This is a genomic window from Mesorhizobium huakuii, from assembly GCF_014189455.1.
GTDB classification, from domain to species: Bacteria; Pseudomonadota; Alphaproteobacteria; order Rhizobiales; family Rhizobiaceae; genus Mesorhizobium; species Mesorhizobium huakuii_A.
Genome location: NZ_CP050296.1, coordinates 3,213,185 through 3,232,295, shown reverse-complemented (window position 1 = coordinate 3,232,295; position 19,111 = coordinate 3,213,185). Strand labels below are relative to the sequence as shown.

The 19,111-nt window shown below is 63.1% G+C and carries 17 protein-coding genes and 1 pseudogene; 10 read left to right on the top strand and 8 right to left on the bottom strand.

What is annotated here, in order from left to right; translation table 11 throughout:
- The first annotated feature begins 192 nt into the window (after positions 1-192).
- Positions 193-2,025 (top strand): tetratricopeptide repeat protein, encoded by a 1,833-nt coding sequence (locus HB778_RS16065; protein WP_183464720.1) that lies wholly within the window; start codon positions 193-195, stop codon positions 2,023-2,025.
- A gap of 20 nt (positions 2,026-2,045) precedes the next feature.
- Here the strand turns inward: HB778_RS16065 and HB778_RS16060 are convergent.
- The 6 genes and pseudogenes from HB778_RS16060 to speB form a co-directional block, all read right to left on the bottom strand.
- Positions 2,046-2,337, bottom strand: a pseudogene (locus HB778_RS16060) (amino acid ABC transporter permease); the annotation flags it as partial.
- A 66-nt stretch (positions 2,338-2,403) separates the two neighbouring features.
- Complete coding sequence (locus HB778_RS16055) at positions 2,404-3,267, bottom strand: dienelactone hydrolase family protein (protein ID WP_183464719.1); 864 nt, start codon at positions 3,265-3,267, stop codon at positions 2,404-2,406.
- Positions 3,268-3,422: 155 nt separating this feature from the next.
- Positions 3,423-4,070, bottom strand: coding sequence for an amino acid ABC transporter permease (locus HB778_RS16050; RefSeq protein WP_183464718.1), 648 nt, complete (start codon positions 4,068-4,070; stop codon positions 3,423-3,425).
- On the bottom strand, positions 4,067-4,723 hold the full coding sequence (locus tag HB778_RS16045) for an amino acid ABC transporter permease (protein ID WP_183464717.1): 657 nt from the start codon (positions 4,721-4,723) through the stop codon (positions 4,067-4,069). Before HB778_RS16045 ends, HB778_RS16050 begins: the two co-directional genes overlap by 4 nt.
- A gap of 6 nt (positions 4,724-4,729) precedes the next feature.
- Entirely contained in the window at positions 4,730-5,539 is an 810-nt protein-coding gene (locus HB778_RS16040; RefSeq protein ID WP_183464716.1) for a transporter substrate-binding domain-containing protein, read from the bottom strand.
- 81 nt (positions 5,540-5,620) lie between these two features.
- Positions 5,621-6,682, bottom strand: coding sequence for an agmatinase (gene speB / locus HB778_RS16035; protein ID WP_027040816.1), 1,062 nt, complete (start codon positions 6,680-6,682; stop codon positions 5,621-5,623).
- A 205-nt stretch (positions 6,683-6,887) separates the two neighbouring features.
- On the opposite strand from speB, the gene gcvA reads away from it, so the two are divergent.
- The 8 genes from gcvA to HB778_RS15995 all read left to right on the top strand — a co-directional run bounded on the left by gcvA (position 6,888) and on the right by HB778_RS15995 (position 15,863).
- Positions 6,888-7,862, top strand: coding sequence for a transcriptional regulator GcvA (gcvA, locus tag HB778_RS16030; RefSeq protein WP_183464715.1), 975 nt, complete (start codon positions 6,888-6,890; stop codon positions 7,860-7,862).
- A 134-nt stretch (positions 7,863-7,996) separates the two neighbouring features.
- The gene (pncB, locus tag HB778_RS16025) at positions 7,997-9,301 is read left to right on the top strand and encodes a nicotinate phosphoribosyltransferase (protein WP_183464714.1); all 1,305 of its coding nucleotides are present in this window, start codon (positions 7,997-7,999) and stop codon (positions 9,299-9,301) included.
- Positions 9,302-9,470: 169 nt separating this feature from the next.
- On the top strand, positions 9,471-10,907 hold the full coding sequence (locus tag HB778_RS16020) for a hypothetical protein (protein WP_183464713.1): 1,437 nt from the start codon (positions 9,471-9,473) through the stop codon (positions 10,905-10,907).
- A gap of 156 nt (positions 10,908-11,063) precedes the next feature.
- On the top strand, positions 11,064-12,368 hold the full coding sequence (locus HB778_RS16015) for an ABC transporter substrate-binding protein (protein WP_183464712.1): 1,305 nt from the start codon (positions 11,064-11,066) through the stop codon (positions 12,366-12,368).
- Between the two features lie 213 nt (positions 12,369-12,581).
- Positions 12,582-13,463 (top strand): branched-chain amino acid ABC transporter permease, encoded by an 882-nt coding sequence (locus tag HB778_RS16010; RefSeq protein ID WP_183464711.1) that lies wholly within the window; start codon positions 12,582-12,584, stop codon positions 13,461-13,463.
- Complete coding sequence (locus HB778_RS16005) at positions 13,460-14,422, top strand: branched-chain amino acid ABC transporter permease (protein WP_183464710.1); 963 nt, start codon at positions 13,460-13,462, stop codon at positions 14,420-14,422. Before HB778_RS16010 ends, HB778_RS16005 begins: the two co-directional genes overlap by 4 nt.
- Positions 14,419-15,144 carry an ABC transporter ATP-binding protein gene (locus tag HB778_RS16000; protein ID WP_183464709.1) on the top strand — a complete coding sequence of 242 codons (726 nt, stop codon included), beginning with the start codon at positions 14,419-14,421 and terminating at the stop codon, positions 15,142-15,144. Before HB778_RS16005 ends, HB778_RS16000 begins: the two co-directional genes overlap by 4 nt.
- Positions 15,141-15,863 (top strand): ABC transporter ATP-binding protein, encoded by a 723-nt coding sequence (locus tag HB778_RS15995; protein WP_183464708.1) that lies wholly within the window; start codon positions 15,141-15,143, stop codon positions 15,861-15,863. Before HB778_RS16000 ends, HB778_RS15995 begins: the two co-directional genes overlap by 4 nt.
- Here the strand turns inward: HB778_RS15995 and HB778_RS15990 are convergent, their stop codons facing one another.
- Entirely contained in the window at positions 15,864-17,273 is a 1,410-nt protein-coding gene (locus HB778_RS15990; RefSeq protein WP_183464707.1) for a sodium:proton antiporter, read from the bottom strand.
- Between the two features lie 49 nt (positions 17,274-17,322).
- Positions 17,323-17,937, bottom strand: a complete 615-nt coding sequence (pncA, locus tag HB778_RS15985; RefSeq protein WP_095203737.1) for a bifunctional nicotinamidase/pyrazinamidase — start codon at positions 17,935-17,937, stop codon at positions 17,323-17,325.
- Positions 17,938-18,226: 289 nt separating this feature from the next.
- Between pncA and HB778_RS15980 the strand changes: the two genes are divergently transcribed.
- The gene (locus tag HB778_RS15980; protein ID WP_183464706.1) at positions 18,227-19,087 is read left to right on the top strand and encodes an FAD binding domain-containing protein; all 861 of its coding nucleotides are present in this window, start codon (positions 18,227-18,229) and stop codon (positions 19,085-19,087) included.
- Positions 19,088-19,111 lie beyond the last annotated feature (24 nt).

Sequence of the window (19,111 nt, the reverse complement as noted above, 5' to 3'; positions counted from 1 at the left end):
GCCCTGCTCCAGAGTGTACGAAGCGGCCGGCGGCCACTCCAGCATCTCCGCGGCCCGCCAACCCTGCGGCGGCTCCCGCGATTGACCAATGAACCTTAAAAATACTGCTCGGATATTTGCCAAATCTTAGAAGGGCAATGGCATTGCTAGATTTCGTGCTGTCCACCAACAGCAGTCACGGGAGAAGCGGGCATGGATATGCGGATACATATGCGCTGGCACCTGCCTTTAGGGTCGACCGCAACTCTCCTTCTATGCGTCGTGATGGTGTTTCTATCGCTTCCCCCAGCTGTCGCTCGGGGGCAAACACCGGCCGCTGCCGACACCCAGACACCAAACCTCGCAGCTAAGTCTCGCAAGGATAAATTGCCGTCGGAACTCGCTCGCTCCGTACGGGACGCCATTGTCGACGGTCGTTATGAGGCCGCCAGCCAGGTTGGCGAAGCTGTGCTTGCAAAGAGCCGCATTACGGCTTGGCGCTACTATCCCTTTACCAATTTTATCGCCGCAATTTCGAATGACAACGACGTTCGGTTCGAGGCCCGTCTCAGCCAGTGGGTTTCTGCAGATCCGCAGGCGGCTCTGCCGACCCTTGTTCGCGCTCAGTATTACTACGACACTGCCTGGTTCAGACGAGGCCATCGTTTCGACAATGACACGCTGCCTGCCGACCTTGCTGCCTTTCACGACAACCTGCGGCGGGCGCGGACCGATGTCGAAAGTGCGATCGAATTGGACGGCGCAAACCCATATGCCTATTACCTCAAGCTCATCATCTTGCGCGGCCTTGGAGACTTTTCGGGGGAGCAGCGCTTTCTCGAGCAGGCGATTGCAAAGTTTCCCGCCTACTACCCGCTCTATGATGAAGGTCTTGCGATGCGCGAACCGCGCTGGGGCGGAACAGTTCAGGCGATGCGTCAGTTCGTGGATCGATATGCAGGGCAGACAGAACCCTACTCTCCACTCAAGGTTCTCTACGTCAGCCTCTACCGAAGAATCCTAATCGCCAATTCGATCGAATGCAGCGTATTCTTTAGTGATCGGAGCAATGCTACAGACTGCGTCCGGACGCTGATGAAACAGCAGGCAGGGCCGGACCTGGAGCACGAGGTCGTTGCCGCCCTGCAAATCTACGATCATGCCGACCACTATGAATTCGGATTGGTCGTAAAGGACATCCTCCTCGATATGCTGCAAGCGAGCGGCGGCGAAACTTATGCGGGCGCCGCACTGCAACTTGCCGCAAGCGCGATGCACAGCGACACACAGTTGGTCGAGAACGATCCCGGCCACAATGATTACATCATAGACGCTGTCGTCGCCCAGTCCTGGTCTTGGAAAGGCTTCTATGACAACGCAATTTCGAAGAATCGGGAGGCACTTCGAGACATAGACAAGAGCGAATTTCCCGATGAGGCAGCGAGGGATTTGGCAACATCAACGATCTATCTTCAGATGCTCGACCCTCTTTCCTATCAGTCCCGGTTTGACGACGTTGTCGCGTATAGCCGCGCCGCTCTCGATCTCGGCAACCAGGTCGATTGGGAGCACTACATCTGCTACGCGTATTACGAAAAGAGAGAATATAAGGCTGCGCTAGCCGACTGCACGAAGGCGGTCGACGACGATTCCGGGAACATGTTAGCCAGATACTGGCGCGGGCTCGTTTATCAAGAACTCGGAAACATGGACGCCGCGTTGAATGATTTCACTGCGGTGGCTGATTCGGAAAATAGCTACCGAGCGAGCGCGGCAATAACCGTCAGCTGGATATACGATACGAAAAAGGAGTTTACAGAGGCGATCGATAGCTTGAATAAATATACGTATCTATATGACGAGAAGTCCGTCAGGAAGGATGATGTGGCGGTGGCCTACAATAATCGATGTTACGCTTATATGCAGATAGGAGAACTTCAGAAAGCACTCGACGATTGTACACAATCATTGAAGTACGGAAGTATACCAGATGCCTTTGAGAAACAGCAGGAGTTGGTCAAACGTCTTGGCCTTAGCAGAGGGTAACTCCTGACCATACTCTCCACTCAATGGGCGGCGCGCCGTTCGAGCGAACGGGCGTATTGCGTCAGCGGGAAGCACATCACGAAGAAAATCAGCGCCACCAGCCCGTAGACCTTGAACGGTTCGAAGGTCGCGTTGTTGATGGTGTTGGAGGTCCGCACCAGCTCCTCGAAGGATGATCGAAGGCCGCGCGGTCGACTTGATGGGCTGCACTAGGAAGCCGACCGTCGGCGCGCGGGTGATCGAGAAGGCTTGCGGCAGGATGATCAGCCTGAGCTCCTGCAGATAGTGCAGCCCGAGGCTGGCGCCGCCATTGGCATGCTAGCATTGAAGCCAACAGCCCCGTTTTGCCCGGCGACAGTCAGGTTGGTCTGATGCCCCCTACTGCTTCAGCACGGCGAGGAAGTCGGGAACGTCCTTGAGCGCCGCCGCGCGGGCAGCCGGATTCAGTCCTGTATGCGCCACACCGTCGCCATTGGCCGTGTAGGCCAGCCCATGCAGTTCGTGCAGTGGCTGCGCCTCATTGTCGAAATCATGATAGGCGCCGGGATAGAGGATGAGCTTGACGCTGTCGGGGTTGGCGTCCGCCAGCGTTTTGCATGGCGCGGCCGGAGTCCAGTCGTCCGCGTCGCCCATCACAATGAGAAGCGGCACGCGGGTCGCCCAATCGCCTTTCTCAGCCGGAGCCGAGCAGCCCGGATAGAAGGCGACCGCCGCGCGGAAGTCCGGCGAACCCCGCTTCGGTTTGTCCTTCGGCCGGACCGTGTAAAGGACGGTCGAGCCGCCATTCGACCAGCCAAGCAAGGCGGTGGCGTCGGGCTTCACATAGGCCAGCGTCTGCAGATAGCGGCGGGCGGCGTTGGCATCCTCCACCCGCTCGCGATAGGGTTCGACCTCCCGGTCGCCGTTCTTGCATTGCGGGCCAAGTCCGCGCGAGCCGAAACTGTCCGGAAAGATCACGACGTAGCCGAGAGCGGCCAGGCGCTGGCCCCAATCGGCATGGCGCGGGCTGAGTTCCGTCTTGTTCTTGCTGCTCCACAGGCCGCTGCAGCCATGCATGGCCACGACCGCCGGAAACGGCCCCTGCCCCTGCGGCTTGAACAGCATCGCGTCCAGCGTCGCCGGCTCGTTCTCGCCGTCGGCCGGAATGCTGACGTGGTTGGGTGCCTGGTCGGCTGCCGCAGCCGGCTGCGCCATCCAAAGGGCGAACAGGCCTGCAAGAGCGACACGATACTTCGCCTGCATCGCCAAAGCGCCCTCCCTCCCGAAAAGCCGTGGTGCTCACAGTGCGGCGCGGGCCGGCTTATCGCAAATCACGGTTGCGTGGCGAAGGGAGGGAAGGCTCTTTGTTTGACGCAATTCCGGACGGAAAACCGTTTGACACTTTTCCTGGAATTGCTTCAGCGGGTCGCCGCGCGCCGTTCGAGCGAGCGGGCATATTGGGTCAGCGGGAAACACATGACGAAGAAGATCAGCGCCACCAGCCCATAGACCTTGAACGGTTCGAAGGTGGCGTTGTTGATGGCGTTGGAGGTCCGCACCAGCTCCTCGAAGCCGATGATCGAGGTCAGCGCGGTCGACTTGATCAGCTGCACCAGGAAGCCGACCGTCGGCGCCCGGGTGATCGAGAATGCCTGCGGCAGGATGATCAGCCTGAGTTCCTGCAGATAGTGCAGGCCAAGGCTGGCGCCGGCATCCCACTGGCCACGCGGCAGCGCATCGACGCCGGAGCGCCATATCTCGGCGAGATAGGCGCTGGCGAAGAAGGTCAGGCCGAGCACCGCAGCCGTCCACGGTTCGATGCGCAGGCCGAGCATCGGCAGGCCAAAGAACATCAGGAACAGCTGCATCAACAGCGGCGTTCCCTGGAACAGGGCGATGTAGCCGGAGGCGATGCGCCGGCTCCATTTGTTCTTGGCGATGCGGAAGAACAGCACGACCATGCCAACGATGCCACCACCAATAAAGGCTGCCAGGGACAAAAGCACGGTCCAGCGGGCAGCCAACAGAAGGTTGCGCACGATGTCCCAGAAGGTGAATTCGATCATGACACGCCAGCTCCAAGCGCGCGGCGCCCGCCGGTGACCAGCAAGCGGCGCAAAGCCATCGACATTGCGAGGTAGACCAGCGTCACGACGAAATAGGTCTCGAAGGAACGGAAGGTGCGTGCCTGTAGCATGTCGGCCTCATAGGTCAGCTCGCGCACCGCGATCTGCGACACCACGGCCGATTCCAGCATCATGATGACGATCTGACTGGTCAGCGCCGGATAGATGATCTTCAGCGCCTGCGGCAGCACGATCTTGATGAACACCTGGCGTGGCCTCAAGCCCAGCGCCAGGGCGGCTTCCGTCTGTCCGCCCGGCACGGCATCAAGGCCGGCGCCGACGATCTCGATCGTATAGGCCGCCATGTTGAGCGTCATCGCCAGCATGGCGGCCAGGAGCGGGTCGAGCCGGATACCGAGGCTGGGCAGGCCGAAGAAGATGAAGAACAACTGCACCAGGAACGGCGTGTTGCGCATCACCTCGACATACCAGGCGATGGCCCGACGCAGCAGCACGGGGCCGTTTCGCCGTCCGGCGGCGCCGAGGATGCTGAGCAGCGTCCCGGCCAGCGTGGTCACGGCGATCAGCAGGATCGTCGTGGCCGCGCCGTGCGCGATGTCGCCCAAGGCACCTGGAAGCCAGGCAAAGGCCACGGGAACTCAATCCTTGAGATTGTCGGGATTGAGCGGCGTCTTCAGCCAGGCCTTCGAGCTTTCGTCCAGCTTGCCGTCGGCCAGCATCTTGGCGATGGCGTCGTTGACCGCCTTCTTCAGGCCGTCTTCGTTCTTGTTGAGACCGATATGCGAGGGCGAGGTCAGCAGCTGGAATTTCTGCTCCGGCTTCAGCGCATCCTGCTTGGCCAGCACCTGGGCGCCGACATCGTTGCCGACGACCATCAGCTGGGTCTGGCCGGAGATGAAAGCCTGGATGACCGAATTGTAGTTGTCGAAGCGCTTGATGTCGGCCGAGGCAGGTGCGGCCTCGGTGAGCGAGGTATCCTCGAGCGTGCCGCGATTGACGGCGATCGACTTGTCGGCAAGGTCTTCCTTGCCTTTGACCGTCATTGCCGCCGGCCCGATCACCGCGATGTAGTAAGGCGCGTAGGCGGCGGCGAAGTCGATGACCTGCTCACGCTCCTTCGAGTAGCCGACGCTCATCAATATGTCGACGCGATGGTCATTCAGATAGGGGATGCGGTTCTGGCCGGTGACGGCGACCGGATTGAGCTTCACCTTGAGCGTGTCGGCGATGTACTGCGCGACATCCATGTCGTAGCCCTTGAGGCTCATATCGGCGCTGGCCGAGGAGAAGGGCGGAAAGTCGGCGAAGACGCCGACATTGATGGTGCCGGCCTTGGTGATGTCAGCCAGAGCGTCGGCATTGGCGGCCTGGGTGGCAAGACCGAGGCCGGCGGCGCCCAGCACCATGATGGCGGCAATGGATGATTTCAGTGTCGAGTGGATTGTCATTGGTATTCCCCTTCTGGAAGCTTTTGATTGTTTGAGGCGGCTGCCGGCTCCAGCGCGGCGGCCGCCTTTTCGTTTCAGGTGTCAGGCGCCCTTGCCCGTGATGGCCGGGCTGAACACCATCAGGCTCAATATCTCGAACAGCACCTGGGCGCCGGCATGGGCGGTGTTGGTGGTGGCGTCGTATTGCGGCGCCACCTCGACGACGTCGCCGCCGACGATGTTGAGGCCCTTGAGGCCGCGCAGCAGTTCGAGCACTTCACGCGTTGTCAGGCCGCCGACTTCCGGCGTGCCGGTGCCCGGCGCGAAGGCCGGATCGACGCTGTCGATGTCGAAGGAGACATAGGTCGGGCCGTCACCGACGATCTTGCGCGCCTTCTCGATGATGGCCGGAATGCCGAGACCGGTCACCTCTTCGGCGTGCACCACGGTCATCCCGGACTCGTAGGTGAACTCCCACAGATATTCGGCCGAACCGCGAATGCCGATCTGGATGGTGCGCGTCGGATCGAGCACCCCGTCGAGCACCGCGTTGCGGAACGGTCCGCCGTGGTGGAACTTGGTCATGTCGAACAGGCCGCTGGTGTCGCAATGGGCGTCGATATGGATGAGGCCGACCGGGGCCTTCTTGCCGACGGCCTTCAGGATCGGATGGCTGATCGAATGGTCGCCGCCGACTGATAATGGAATGACGCCGGCATCGACGATCTGGTTGGTGCGGCGCTCGATGTCCTCATGGCTGATCTCCAGCCGGTAGCGGCTGCGGAACGGCGTATCGCCGATGTCGGCGACCCGAAGTTCATGCGTCGGGGCGCATTCCAGCACGTGATTGTAGGGGCCGATGCGCTCGATGGCGCGCAGCGCCCTCGGCCCAAAGCGCGAGCCTGGCCGGTTGGTGACGCCAAGGTCCATCGGCACGCCGATGATCGCCACCTGCAGGTCGCCGAAATCCGGGTTTTCCGCCGCGATTTCACGATAGGGCGCGGCGAGGAAGGTCGGGATGCCGGAATAGGGCGCAAGCCTGGTGCCCGATTTGGAAAAGATCTTGTCGGCGACCTTGCGGAATTTCGGGTCGAACATCTCGCCGCCATGGCTCTCGCCATATTTGCGACGCAACGCGTCGAGCTTGCCGCGATCGTATCCCATATCCGTTCCTCCTGGACTGATGCGGCCGTCGGCGACCTCAAGCGAACCGACCGTCATCCGGCCGGGTCGCTGTCCCGCTGGCTGCCTGCAGATTTCACGTCTTGATGCTGTTCCTAGGCGAAGTGTCCGGCAGGCGGATTGAAAAATCAATTGATATTGTTAGGGTGTTTTCTGTGAGAAAATCTCACAAAGAAACCGGGCATCCATGGTCAAGCGCCTGCCACCCCTGAATCCGCTGCGCGCCTTCGAGGCAACGGCGCGCCATGGCTCGCTGACCAAGGCGGCGAGTGAATTGAATGTCACACATGGCGCCGTCAGCCACCAGATCAAGGCGCTGGAGCAGTCGCTCGGCGTCAAGCTGTTCGAGCGCATCGGCCAGCGGGTCAGGCTGACGCCGCATGGCGCGGAGCTTTTGCCGGCGGTGTCGACGGCCTTCGACGGCATCGCCGCCGCAACGCAGCGGCTGACCCGGCCGGCAAGCAGCGGCGCGCTGTCGGTGTCCTGCGTGCCGGCCTTGCTGCTTTTGTGGATGACGCCGAGGCTGGGTAGCTTCACCGCGCAATATCCCGACATCCAACTGACGCTCAGCCCCTCCAACGACCCCAGGGATATCCGTGCGCCGCATATCGATGTCTGCGTGCACTATGGCAATGGCAGCTGGACCGATTGCTGGATGCGCAAATGGTCGGGGCTGGAGCTGTTTCCCGTGGTCAGCCCGACCTTGATCAACAACCGGCCGATCCGCAGCGTCAGGGACCTCGCCGACCATGTCTTCCTGCATGGCGACGACGGCCGCGAATGGCACACCTGGCTGGCGGCCGCCGATGCGCTGGACCTCGAAAAGGGCCGCCGCCATCATCTGGGCGACGCGCGCATGGCGACCGAGGCCGCGGTGCACGGCCATGGCGTGGCGCTGGGCGATTCCGTGACGGCAAGCGCGCTCTTGGCCAGGGGCATGCTGGTCGCGCCGTTCAGCCTTTCGGTGCCGGCGGTCGACGATTTCTACGTCGTCTGCCGCAACGAAATGCGCACGACGCCGATCGTGCAGGTGTTCATCGACTGGCTGTTCGCCGAGAAGGCCGGAGATGACGGTCGTGCCGACGCTCCGGTCGCCGGCCGTATCATCAGCCGCCGCAAGCGCCCGCAACTTAGGGTTATCGGCGCAAAGACCACGGGCTGAGACTGGCTGCGCACGGCCATACGCAGGCCGTTCTTTTTGTCGGGCCAGCCTGAAAGCGGGCAGCGCTCTGGCCAATTCGATGCTATGAGGCCTGTCGCGATTGTGGATGGCAGGCAGCGAAGGCGGCAGCAAGCATGGCAAGAACCGATATAGCGCGGCGTGTCTACAACCACACCTGGAAGCTCGATCCGATCGTGCGCAGCCTGCTCGACACGGACTTCTACAAGCTTTTGATGCTGCAGATGATCTGGGGCATGTACCCCAAGGTCGACGCCACCTTCTCACTGATCAACCGCACCACCTCGGTGCGGCTGGCCGATGAGATCGACGAGGGCGAACTGCGCGAACAGCTCGACCATGCCCGCACGCTCCGCTTCTCCAAGAAGGAGATGATCTGGCTCGGCGGCAACAATTTCTATGGCCGCAAGCAGATCTTCGAGCCGGAATTCCTGGCCTGGCTGGAAGGTTTCCGGCTGCCCGACTACGAGCTGTCGAAGCGCGACGGCCAGTACGAGCTGACCTTCCCCGGCCCGTGGATGTACACCACGCTGTGGGAAATCCCGGCGCTCGCCATCATCAACGAAATGCGCTCGCGCGCCGCCATGCGGGCCTTCGGGCCGTTCGCGCTCGATGTGCTCTATGCCCGTGCCAAGGCCAAGATGTGGGCCAAGACCGAGCGGCTGAAGGCGCTGCCCGGCATCCGCATTTCGGATTTCGGCACGCGCCGGCGCCATTCCTTCCTGTGGCAACGCTGGTGCGTCGAAGCGCTGAAGGAAGGCATTGGCGAAGCCTTCACCGGCACCTCCAACGTGCTTTTGGCGATGGACAACGACCTCGAAGCGCTCGGCACCAATGCGCATGAATTGCCTATGGTGTTCGCCGCACTCGCCAATTCGGAAAAAGAACTGAAGCAGTCGCCCTACAAGGTGCTGCAGGACTGGCAGCGCTATTATGGCGGCAACCTTTTGATCGTGCTGCCGGATGCTTTTGGTACAGCCTCCTTCCTGCGCGATGCGCCGGACTGGGTGGCCGACTGGACGGGCTTCCGACCCGACAGCGCGCCGCCGATCGAGGGCGGCGAAAAAATCCTCTCCTGGTGGCGCGAGAAGGGTAAGGATCCCAAGCAGAAGCTGCTGATCTTCTCCGACGGGCTCGAGGTCGAAACGATCGAGGAGACCTACCGCCACTTCAAGGGCAAGGTGCGCATGTCCTTCGGCTGGGGCACCAACCTCACCAATGATTTCGAAGGCTGCGCGCCGACGGAAACCAACAGCCTCGATGCGATATCGCTGGTCTGCAAGGTCACCGAGGCCAATGGCAGGCCGGCGGTGAAGCTGTCGGACAATCCGGCCAAGGCGACGGGGGACGAGAAGGAGATCGAGCGGTATCTCAGGATTTTTGGCCAGAAGGACCGCGTGGAGCAACTGGTCAAGGTGTGAGTCGAGATCGGACTCATGGATAGTTCGAGTTCCTTCACGCCCCCCTCTGTCCTGCCGGACATCTCCCCCACGAGGGGGAGATCGGATTTCATCTCCGCTTTCGCCAATCTCCAACGTTGCTAGAAAAGAGCAGACGGCGCCCCCAGCCGATCTCCCCCTCGTGGGGGAGATGTCCGGTAGGACAGAGGGGGGCGCCGTAGAGCGCCGTCCTCACGGGGTAGCTTTCGCCATCGCCCTGCTAGCCCTCCTCCCCACCCCCGCCTTCGCACACGCCTCCGACCGTGGCCACGTCCTGCTCCTCCCAACCGGCTACTACCTGATCGGCGGTGCATTCGCCGTGGCCATCAGCTTCCTCGTCCTGGCGCTGCTGCCGGCGGCTTCCCTCGACCGCTTCTGGCGCCGGCGCCTGCCGCTATTCAGCCTCGGCGACAGCGCCCGCGCCGCCATCAGCCTGCTATCCTTTGCCGGCTTTGCAACCCTCATCGCCGCCGGCCTATTCGGCAGCCGCGACCCGCTCTCCAACCCGCTGCCGCGGGTGATCTGGACGCTGCTGTGGGCTGGTGTCACCTTGCTGCAAGGCGTCTTCGGCGACCTCTGGTCATGGCTGAACCCTTGGTACGGGCCGTGGCGCCTTGCCTCGCGTCTGCTTGGAACAGGCGATGAAGGCCCATGGCGCCTCCCCCGATGGCTCGGCTGCTGGCCTGCCGTCATCCTGTTCTTCGCCTTTGCCTGGTTCGAGTTGATCGATCCCGCCCCCGACGATCCGGCGCGGCTCGCGTGGGCCGCCGGCCTCTACTGGCTGCTCACTTTTCTCGCCATGCCGGCCTTCGGCTATCCCCAGTGGAGCCGGAGCGGCGAGCTCCTGACCGTATTCTTCTCGATGGTGGCGCGTTTCGCACCCGTCGAGCGCGACGAGAATGGCCGGCTTGCACTGTGCTGGCCGGCCGCCAAGCTGCTGGCGGCAGAACCTTTGCCGCCCAGCGGCATCGCCTTCCTGCTGCTGGCCCTGTCCTCGGTCTCGTTCGACGGCCTGTCGAAGACCTTCTTCTGGCTCGGCCTGTTCGGCGTCAATCCGCTCGAATTCCCAGGCCGCACGACGGTGATCGGCAGCGGCACTTTCGGGCTCGTTCTGACATTCGTGCTGCTGGCGGCTGTGTTCCTTTTCGCGGTCTGGCTCGGCCAGCGTCTGGCCGGCCGCACTCAGCCATTCGGCCAGGCGGCCGGCCTGCTGGTGTGGTCGATTGTGCCGATCGCGCTCGCCTATCATGTCGCGCATTACCTGACGGCGCTGCTGGTCGACGGCCAGTATGCGGCGGCCTCCCTGTCCGACCCGTTCGCTCTGGGCTGGAACCTGTTCGGCACCGCCGACATCCAGGTCGAGGCCGGCATCGTCGCCGGCGCGGAGTCGGCCTGGTGGCTGTGGAACATCCAGGCCGGCGCCATCATCCTCGGCCATGTGCTCGCCGTCCTCGTCGCCCACGGCTTTGCCTGGCGCCTGCATCCGCAACCTGCCCGCGCCGCACTCAGCCAGTTTCCGCTCACCCTGCTGATGATCGCCTACACCGTCTTCGGCCTCTGGCTGCTTGCCACACCGACCGCCGGATGAGAAAAGGGCGGCCCCGATGTCGTTGGGGAAAGCTCGCTTGCCACATCAGGGCTTTGGTGATTTAGTTTGTACACATGCAATTTTCCGCCATCCTCCGAGCGAGGATGCCGAACCCGCCTTATCGTTGGTCACGACTGAAAAAACAGGGGAACGAACATGGCTGACAAGAACGGATTTTTCGACCTCTCCAAGACTGCACTTACCCGCCGCACGGCGCTGAAAGGGCTGGCCGCCGGCGCAGGCCTCGCCGTCGCGCCCGGGTTCGTCCGCTATTCCCAGGCGCAGAGCTCGGCGCCGATCAAGATCGGCTTCCAGTCGCATCGCACGGGCATCGGCGCCGCCTATGGCCGCTGGTATGAGAAGACCACCGCCGCCGCCGTCAAGGCGATCAACGCCGCCGGCGGCATCAATGGCCGTCAGGTCGAGGTCATCATCGAGGATGACGGCACCGATCCCGGCCGCGGCGCGGAAGTGGTCGGCAAGTTCGCCACCCAGCACAAGACCGACATCGTCTTCGGCACACTGTTTTCGCATGTCGTCATCGGCTCGGCGCCTGCCGCCGGTGAAAACAAGATCCCCTATTTCGTCGTCAGCGAAGGCCACCACGTCGCCTCGACCAAGCTCAACCGCTACGTCTTCCAGCCCGGCATCACCGATGTGAAGAGCCAGATCCAGTCGATGGCGCCGTGGATCGCGGCCAATGCCGGCAAGAAGGTGACGCAGATCTTCCCCGATTTCGCCTTTGGCTACGACCATCGCGACTACCTGCCGCCGGCATTGAAGGCGCAAGGGGCCGACGTCATTGCGCAGATCGCCATCCCGCCGACGGAATCGTCCTTCACCAAATATTTTCCGCAGATCCCGCCCGAGACCGAGGTCATCTATCACGTCATGGTCGGTCCGGCCGTGCTCACCTTCGTCAAGGAGCTCGGCGAATTCTACGGCTCCAACCGGCCGCAGCTGTTCGGCTTCATCGATTCGCTGGAAGCCACCGACATCAACAGCCCCGGCCTGGAATTCCTGGACGGCAGCCATTTCTGGGAAGGCTCGCCGCGCTACGCCCAGGCCGATGACAGCGAAGCGCAAAAAGCCTATCGTGCCGCCGTCGGCATCGACGACAATGGCGCCGCCGTCGGCGACCCCAAGGACGTCTCCACCGCCGCGCATATGTTCGGCTGCTGGGAAACGCTCTACGTCGTCAAGAAGGCGATGGAAGATGCCGGCTACAAGGGCCCGGAAGATCGCGCCAAGCTGGTCGAGGCGACCGAAGCGCTGACCGCTTTCGCCGAGGGGCCGGAGCACCCACAAGGCGCGAAAACCTTCAACGGCAAGATCCACCAGTGCTTCGGCATCCAGAACATCTCCAAGGTCGAAGGCGGCAAGCTGAAGGTGGTGCACAAGACCAAGATCGAGGACGGGCTTTACGAGGCCGAGGGAGATTACACGACGCAGGCGCTGTGAGCTTAGCTCCAGCAGCGTGGGCGCCAAGTCACCCCCCTCTGTCCTGCCGGACATCTCCCCCGCAAGGGGGAGATCGGCAGTTTGTGCTGCAGCGCCCATCTGCCAGCGTTGATGATTGGCGAAGCCAGCGACGACATCCAATCTCCCCCCTTGCGGGGGAGATGCCCGGCAGGGCAGAGGGGGGTGCCTCGCGCATCCCTCGGTGCCTAGCCCATGCACTTCGGACCGCATCTCCTCCTCGCCGCCCTCGAAGGCCTCGTCACATCAGCGGTGCTGGCGCTTACCGCGCTTGGGCTGTCGCTGGTGTTCGGCGTCATGCGCGTCGTCAATGTCGCCCATGGCGAGTTCTTCATGCTGGGCGCCGTGCTCGCCTGGGCAATCACCACGGCGATCGGTGGCCACCCGGCGCTCGGCTTCCTGGCGGCGCTGGTGATTGCGCCGCTGATCGTCGGCGCCATCGCGCTGGTGGCCGAGCGGCTGGTGCTGCGCCGGCTCAACTACAATCCGGAAGCCACCATCGTCGCCACCATCGGCATGCTCTACATCATCCAGCAGCTGGCGCTGAGCTTCTATGGCCCCGAGGCGCGGCCCGTCGAGCCGCCGTTCAGCTACCGCATCCTTTTGCCGTGGTTCGGCTATTCCGGCTACAAGCTGTCGATCATTGCGACTTCCGCACTTCTCCTGATCGCCACCTGGCTGGTGCTGACACGCACCAGGATCGGCCTGATCATGCGCGCCACGCAGTATGACAGCGAGACGGCGCAGGCCTTCGGCATCCCGGTCGGGCGCGTCTATGGCGGCGTCTTCGCGCTTGGCGCCATGCTGGCGGCGGTTGCCGCGGTGCTGATCGTGCCGATCAGCCAGGCGCACTATCTGATGGGGCAGGACCCGCTGCTCTTGTCGTTCATCGTCGTCATTATCGGCGGCCTCGGCTCGCTGCGCGGCACCGTTGTCGCCGCCGTGCTGATCGGCCTCTCCGACGGCATCATCTCGATGTTCTTCTCGCCGACCTTGGCCAAGATCATCGCCACGCTCCTGGTCGCCATGGTGCTGGTGTTCCGGCCGCAAGGCCTGTTCGGGACGGCGTCGCGATGAGCGAAGCTTCGCCGGCAAAGGCCTATGCGCTGCATCTTGGTGTCATCGCCCTGCTCTTCGTGCTGAGCTTCGTTTTGCCCGAGTACTATTACGGCCTGCTTGCCCGCATCATGGTGCTGGCGGTGTTCGCCATGGGCTACAACATGCTGTTCGGCTATGTCGGCCTGCTCAGCCTCGGCCATGCCATGTTCTTTGGCGCCGGGCTCTATGGCGCCGGCCTTGCCATCATCCAACTCGGCTGGAGCGTGCCGCTGGCCTTCCTCGGCGGGATTGCTTGCGGCGCGGTGCTGGCGCTGATGATCGGCCTGCTGGCGCTGCGCACCACGGGTGTCGCCTTCATGATCGTCACCATGATGTTCGCCCAGGTGTTTTATCTGCTGATCCTCTATTTCGCGACCTGGACCGGCGGCGATCAAGGCCAGGTCGTGCCGCAGCCGGCGCGCGTGCTGAATTTCGGGGCGACCTCGCTGGACCTCACCAATCCGACCGTGCGCTACATGAGCGCGCTGGCGCTGTTCTCGCTCGTGCTTCTGGTCACGCTGGCGATCGTCCGCTCCCGCTATGGCCGCGTGCTGGTCGCCATCCGCGAGAACGAAGAACGCACGAAGATGCTGGGCTACGACACCTTCTCCAACAAGCTCATAGCCGTGGTCGTCTCGGGTACGATCTGCGCCGCCTCGGGCGCTGCCTATGCATTGCTGTTCGGCTATGTCGGATCGAGCTTCGCCTCGGTGCAATATTCGATCCTGCCGCTGCTATGGGTTTTGCTCGGCGGTGCCGCAACGACGCTCGGGCCACTGATCGGCACGGTCTTCATGTACTATGTCATCGACGTCACCAGCGGCTACACCTCCGCCTATCTGCTGATCGTCGGCGTGGCGCTGATCCTTCTGGTGCTGTTCTTTCCCAAAGGCATTCTCGGCAGCATTCGCCAGCGCTGGCTTGGGTGGCTGCCATGACGCCGCTTTTGACGACGAAAGGCCTGTCACGCAATTTCGGCGGTTTGCGCGCCGTCGACGGTGTCGATTTCACCTTGATGCCGGGCGAGATTCGCGCCGTCATAGGCCCCAATGGCGCCGGCAAAACAACCTTCGTCAGCCTCGTCAGCGGCCGCATCCGGCCCTCTTCGGGCGCGATCGTCTTTGACGGCGCCGACATTACCGGGCTGCCGGCCTATATCAGGGTGCGCCAGGGTATCGCCTACACGTTCCAGATCACCAGTGTCTTCGCCAATCTCAGCGCCTACGACAATGTCGCACTGCCGGTGCAACGGACGCTGAGCGATGGCCGCTCGAAGGGCGCGGTCAAGGCCGGCGTTATGACGGCGCTCGAACGCACGGGCCTGGCCGACCGCGCCCATATGCCGGCCGGGCAGTTGTCCTATGGCCACCAGCGCCTGCTGGAGGTGGCGATGGGGCTGGCGCTGAAGCCGCGCCTGCTGATCCTCGACGAGCCGACGCAAGGCTTGGCCGACAGCGAGATCGACAATTTCATCACCCTGGTGCGCGAGATCGCGAAAAACGCCACCGTGCTTTTGATCGAGCACAACATGCCCGTCGTCATGCAGCTTGCCGACCGCATCACCGTCTTCAACGCCGGCAAGATCCTGGCGGAAGGCACGCCCGAGGCGATCCGCGAAAACACGGCGGTGCAGGAAGCCTATCTGGGGACCGCCCCATGATTGAGACGAACAAGGCGGAAGCATTGCGGATCGCGGGACTCGACTGCTTCTATGGCGAGGTCCAGGTGCTCTACGGCCTCGACCTCGTGCTGAACAAGGGCGAGGTGCTGTGCCTGTTCGGCCGCAACGGCGCCGGCAAGACGACGACGCTGAAGGCGATCATGGGCCTGGTTCCTTCACGTGCGGGTTCGATCAAGCTCGCCGGTCAGGAATTGACCGGCCTGCCGGCGCATGAAGTGCCGAAGGCCGGCGTCGCCTATGTGCCGCAGGGAAGGCGGCTGTTTGCCGAGATGACGGTGGCGGAAAACATCGAAATCGGGCTGATGGCACGCGGCAAGGGCAAGGCCGTGCGCGAAACCGTGCTCGACCTTTTTCCGTTGCTGCGCCAGCGGCTTAGGCAACGCTCGGGTACGCTGTCCGGTGGCGAACAGCAGATGCTGGCCATGGCGCGCGCGCTCTGCCTCGAACCGCAGGTGCTTTTGCTCGACGAGCCGACCGAAGGGCTGATGCCGTCGATGATCGCAAAAATCCGCGAGACAGTGGCGAAGCTGCGCGAGATGGGCGTCTCGACGATACTGGTCGAGCAACGCGTCGATGCGGTGCTGTCGGTCGCCGACCGAGTTTGTTTCATCGAGAATGGCCGCAACCGCGAGACGGTCGATGTCGAGGAATTGCGCGCCGACCCGTCGGCGGTCAGGCGCTATGTCGGCGTCGGCTGATCAGCCGAAGAACAGAAAGCCCGCGATCAAAAAGGTCGGGATCAGCACCAGCCCGGACCACAGCATATAGAAGAAGAAGCCGGGCATCTCGACGCCGCGCTGCCGGGCAATGGCGTAGACCATGAAGTTGGGCGCATTGCCGATATAGGTGTTGGCGCCCATGAACACGGCGCCGGCCGAAATCGCCGCAAGTGTCGAGGCGAACTCCGTCATCAGGTGGTGTGGATCGCCGCCGGCCAGCTCGAAGAACACCAGATAGGTCGGCGCGTTGTCGAGGAAGGACGATAGCGCCCCGGTCAGCCAGAAATAGGCGAGATCGTTGGGCGTGCCTTGCGCCGAGGTGACGAGCGCGACCAGCGGCGCCAGCGCGCCTTCATGGCCGGCTCTCAAGATGGCGATAACCGGCACGATGCAGATGAAGATGCCGGCAAACAATTTCGCCACTTCCGCGATCGGCCCCCAGTTGAAGCCGTTCGCCGCGCGGTATTCCTGACGCGAAACCGCCAGTGAAACGAAGGCGAGTGCCAGGATGACAGCGTCGCGCACCAGGTTCTGCAGTTCCAGCGTCACGCCTTGAATGGAGACGCTGACCTCCGGCCTCCATGTGGCTGACAGCAGGATGGCGCCGATGACGCCGGCCAGCAGCGGAATGTTGGGCAAGCCGCGGATGCGAACCTTCGAATCCGGCGTCGGGTCCTTGATCTTCGGCGCGCCGGCCTCGCGCCGGTGCAGGATGATGTCGATGGCCAGGAACACCGCCAGCACCAGGCCGCCGACGAACAGCGTCTCGCGCCAGAGGTTCGCGGTCGTCCAGAAGAAGTCGACGCCGCGCAGGAAGCCGACGAACAGCGGCGGGTCGCCGAGCGGCGTCAGCGAGCCGCCGATGTTGGAGACCAGGAAGATGAAAAAGATGACGACATGGGCGTTGAACGGCCTGGCGTCGTTGGCGCGGATGAGCGGCCGGATCAGGATCATCGAGGCGCCCGTCGTGCCGATGACCGATGCCAGCAGCGCACCGACCAGCAGCAGCCCGGCATTGACCAGCGGTGTGCCGTGGATGTTGCCGGCAACAAGGATGCCGCCCGAAATGGTAAACAGCGCGAACAGCAGAATGATGAAGGACATGTATTCGGTGAGCAGCGCATGCAGCACCGCCTCGGTCGCCGAAGGGATGCCGAAGGCCAATGCCAACGGCACTACGACCAGGGCCGCCCACAAGGCCGCGATCTTGCCGTAGTGATGCTCCCAGACATGGTGGAACAGCAGCGGGCCGGTGGCGATCGACAGCAGCAGACCGGCAAAGGGCAGCGCCCACCACAGCGACATCGCGGCGCCGGGCAGGGCGTGTTCATCAGCCGCGAAGGCTGCTCCCGGAAACAGCATGGCGAAGGCGATCGCCGCAGCCGCCATGATGCCCGCGCTGATCCGCGAAAAGCCCCCCTGACGCCCCACCGTCGGTTCAGTCCGACAACTGGTCTTCAAGCGTCACGCCGGCATCGCGCATGCGTTGCAGCATGGCATCGAGCGAGCCGTTGAGGTCGATGCCACGACAGGCATCGAGCCGAACGGTGGTCTTGAAACCCTGGCTGACGGCGTCCAGCGCCGAAAAGCCGACGCAGAAATCGGTCGCCAGGCCGACCAGGGTGACGGTGTCGATGCCGCGCTCCCTGAGGTAGCCGGCGAGGCCGGTCGGGGTCGTGTGGTCGTTCTCGAAGAAGGCCGAATAGCTGTCTATGGCGGGCCGAAATCCCTTGCGGATGACGAGTTCGGCCTTGGTCCAGGCAAGGCCGGAGTGGAAATCCGAGCCGAGGCTGCCCTGGATGCAATGGTCCGGCCACAGCGTCTGCTGGCCGTAGGGCATCTCGATCATGGTGAAGGGCTGCGCGCCCGGATGGCTGGAGGCAAAGCTCGAATGGCCGGCGGGGTGCCAGTCCTGCGTCAGCACGACGTGGTCGGCGCGCCGGATCATATCGTTGACCAGCGGCACGATCTCGTCGCCGCCGGTCACGGCCAACGCGCCGCCCGGGCAAAAGTCATTCTGCAGGTCGATCACAACAAGCGCTTCGTCGGCCATGGGCTTCCCTCTTCTGTACGTCATGCTCCAGTGGAAAATGCCGCGAACGCGACCGGAGGCAGAAACTTGACCAGATGGCCGGCCGCGTCAACCTCCGCAGGCGTAACAATCTTGTTGCCCGCACCGCGGCAGGCACGACAGGTCAAACTCTGGCTTTGACAATTTCCGCCGGCTTGATATCATTTGCATACGAATGAATTTCCGGTTTGCGGACCGGCAAGATCATGCCCGGGGTAAACGCCCTGGGAGGGCCATTTCGGGGAAGGCCCACTCTCTGGGAAGGCAAAGCGTGATCCGTTACGCAAAACCCACCACGGTCGACGAAGCGCTCGCGCTGCTTGGCGAGGGCGCCTGGCGCATCCTTGCCGGCGGCACCGATTTCTATCCGGCGCAAGGCGCGAAGCCGTTCCGCGACAATGTCCTCGACATCAACGGCCTCGCCGCGCTGCGCGGCATCGCCGAGACGGACGACCACTTTGTCATCGGCGCGCGCACGACCTGGACCGATCTCATCCGCCATCCCTTGCCGCCAGCCTTCGATGCGCTGAAACAGGCGGCACGCGAGGTCGGTTCACCGCAGATCCAGAACGTCGCTTCCGTCGCCGGCAATCTCTGCAACGCCTCGCCGGCCGCCGATGGCGTGCCGGGCCTGCTTGTGCTCGATGCCGAAGTCGAACTGCGTTCGGTGACCGCCACGCGCCATCTGTCCTTGCCGGATTTCATTCTCGGCAACCGCCGCACGGCCTTGCAAGCGGGTGAAATGGTGACGTCCATCCGCGTGCCTAAACTGGCAGCCGCCGGTACGTCGGCTTTCGTCAAGCTCGGCGCGCGGCGCTATCTCGTGATTTCCATCGCGATGGTGGCGGCGCGCCTGGTCGTCGAGAACGGCACAGTGGCCGAAGCGGCCATCGCCGTCGGATCGTGTTCAGCTGTCGCCAAGCGGCTTGCCGGTGTTGAGACGGCGCTGCGTGGATTGCCTGCGGATCACCAGCTCGCCGCTGCGATCCAGTCCGCGCCGATGACCGAGCTGTCGCCGATCGCCGATGTGCGCGGCAGCGCCGAATACCGGCTCGACGCCGTGCGCGAGATTGTTGCCCGGGCCGTGCTGACGGCCGCCGGACCAATGAACGATCATATGGTGGCCGCATGAGCCAGGTTCTGCCTGAAGTCCGTG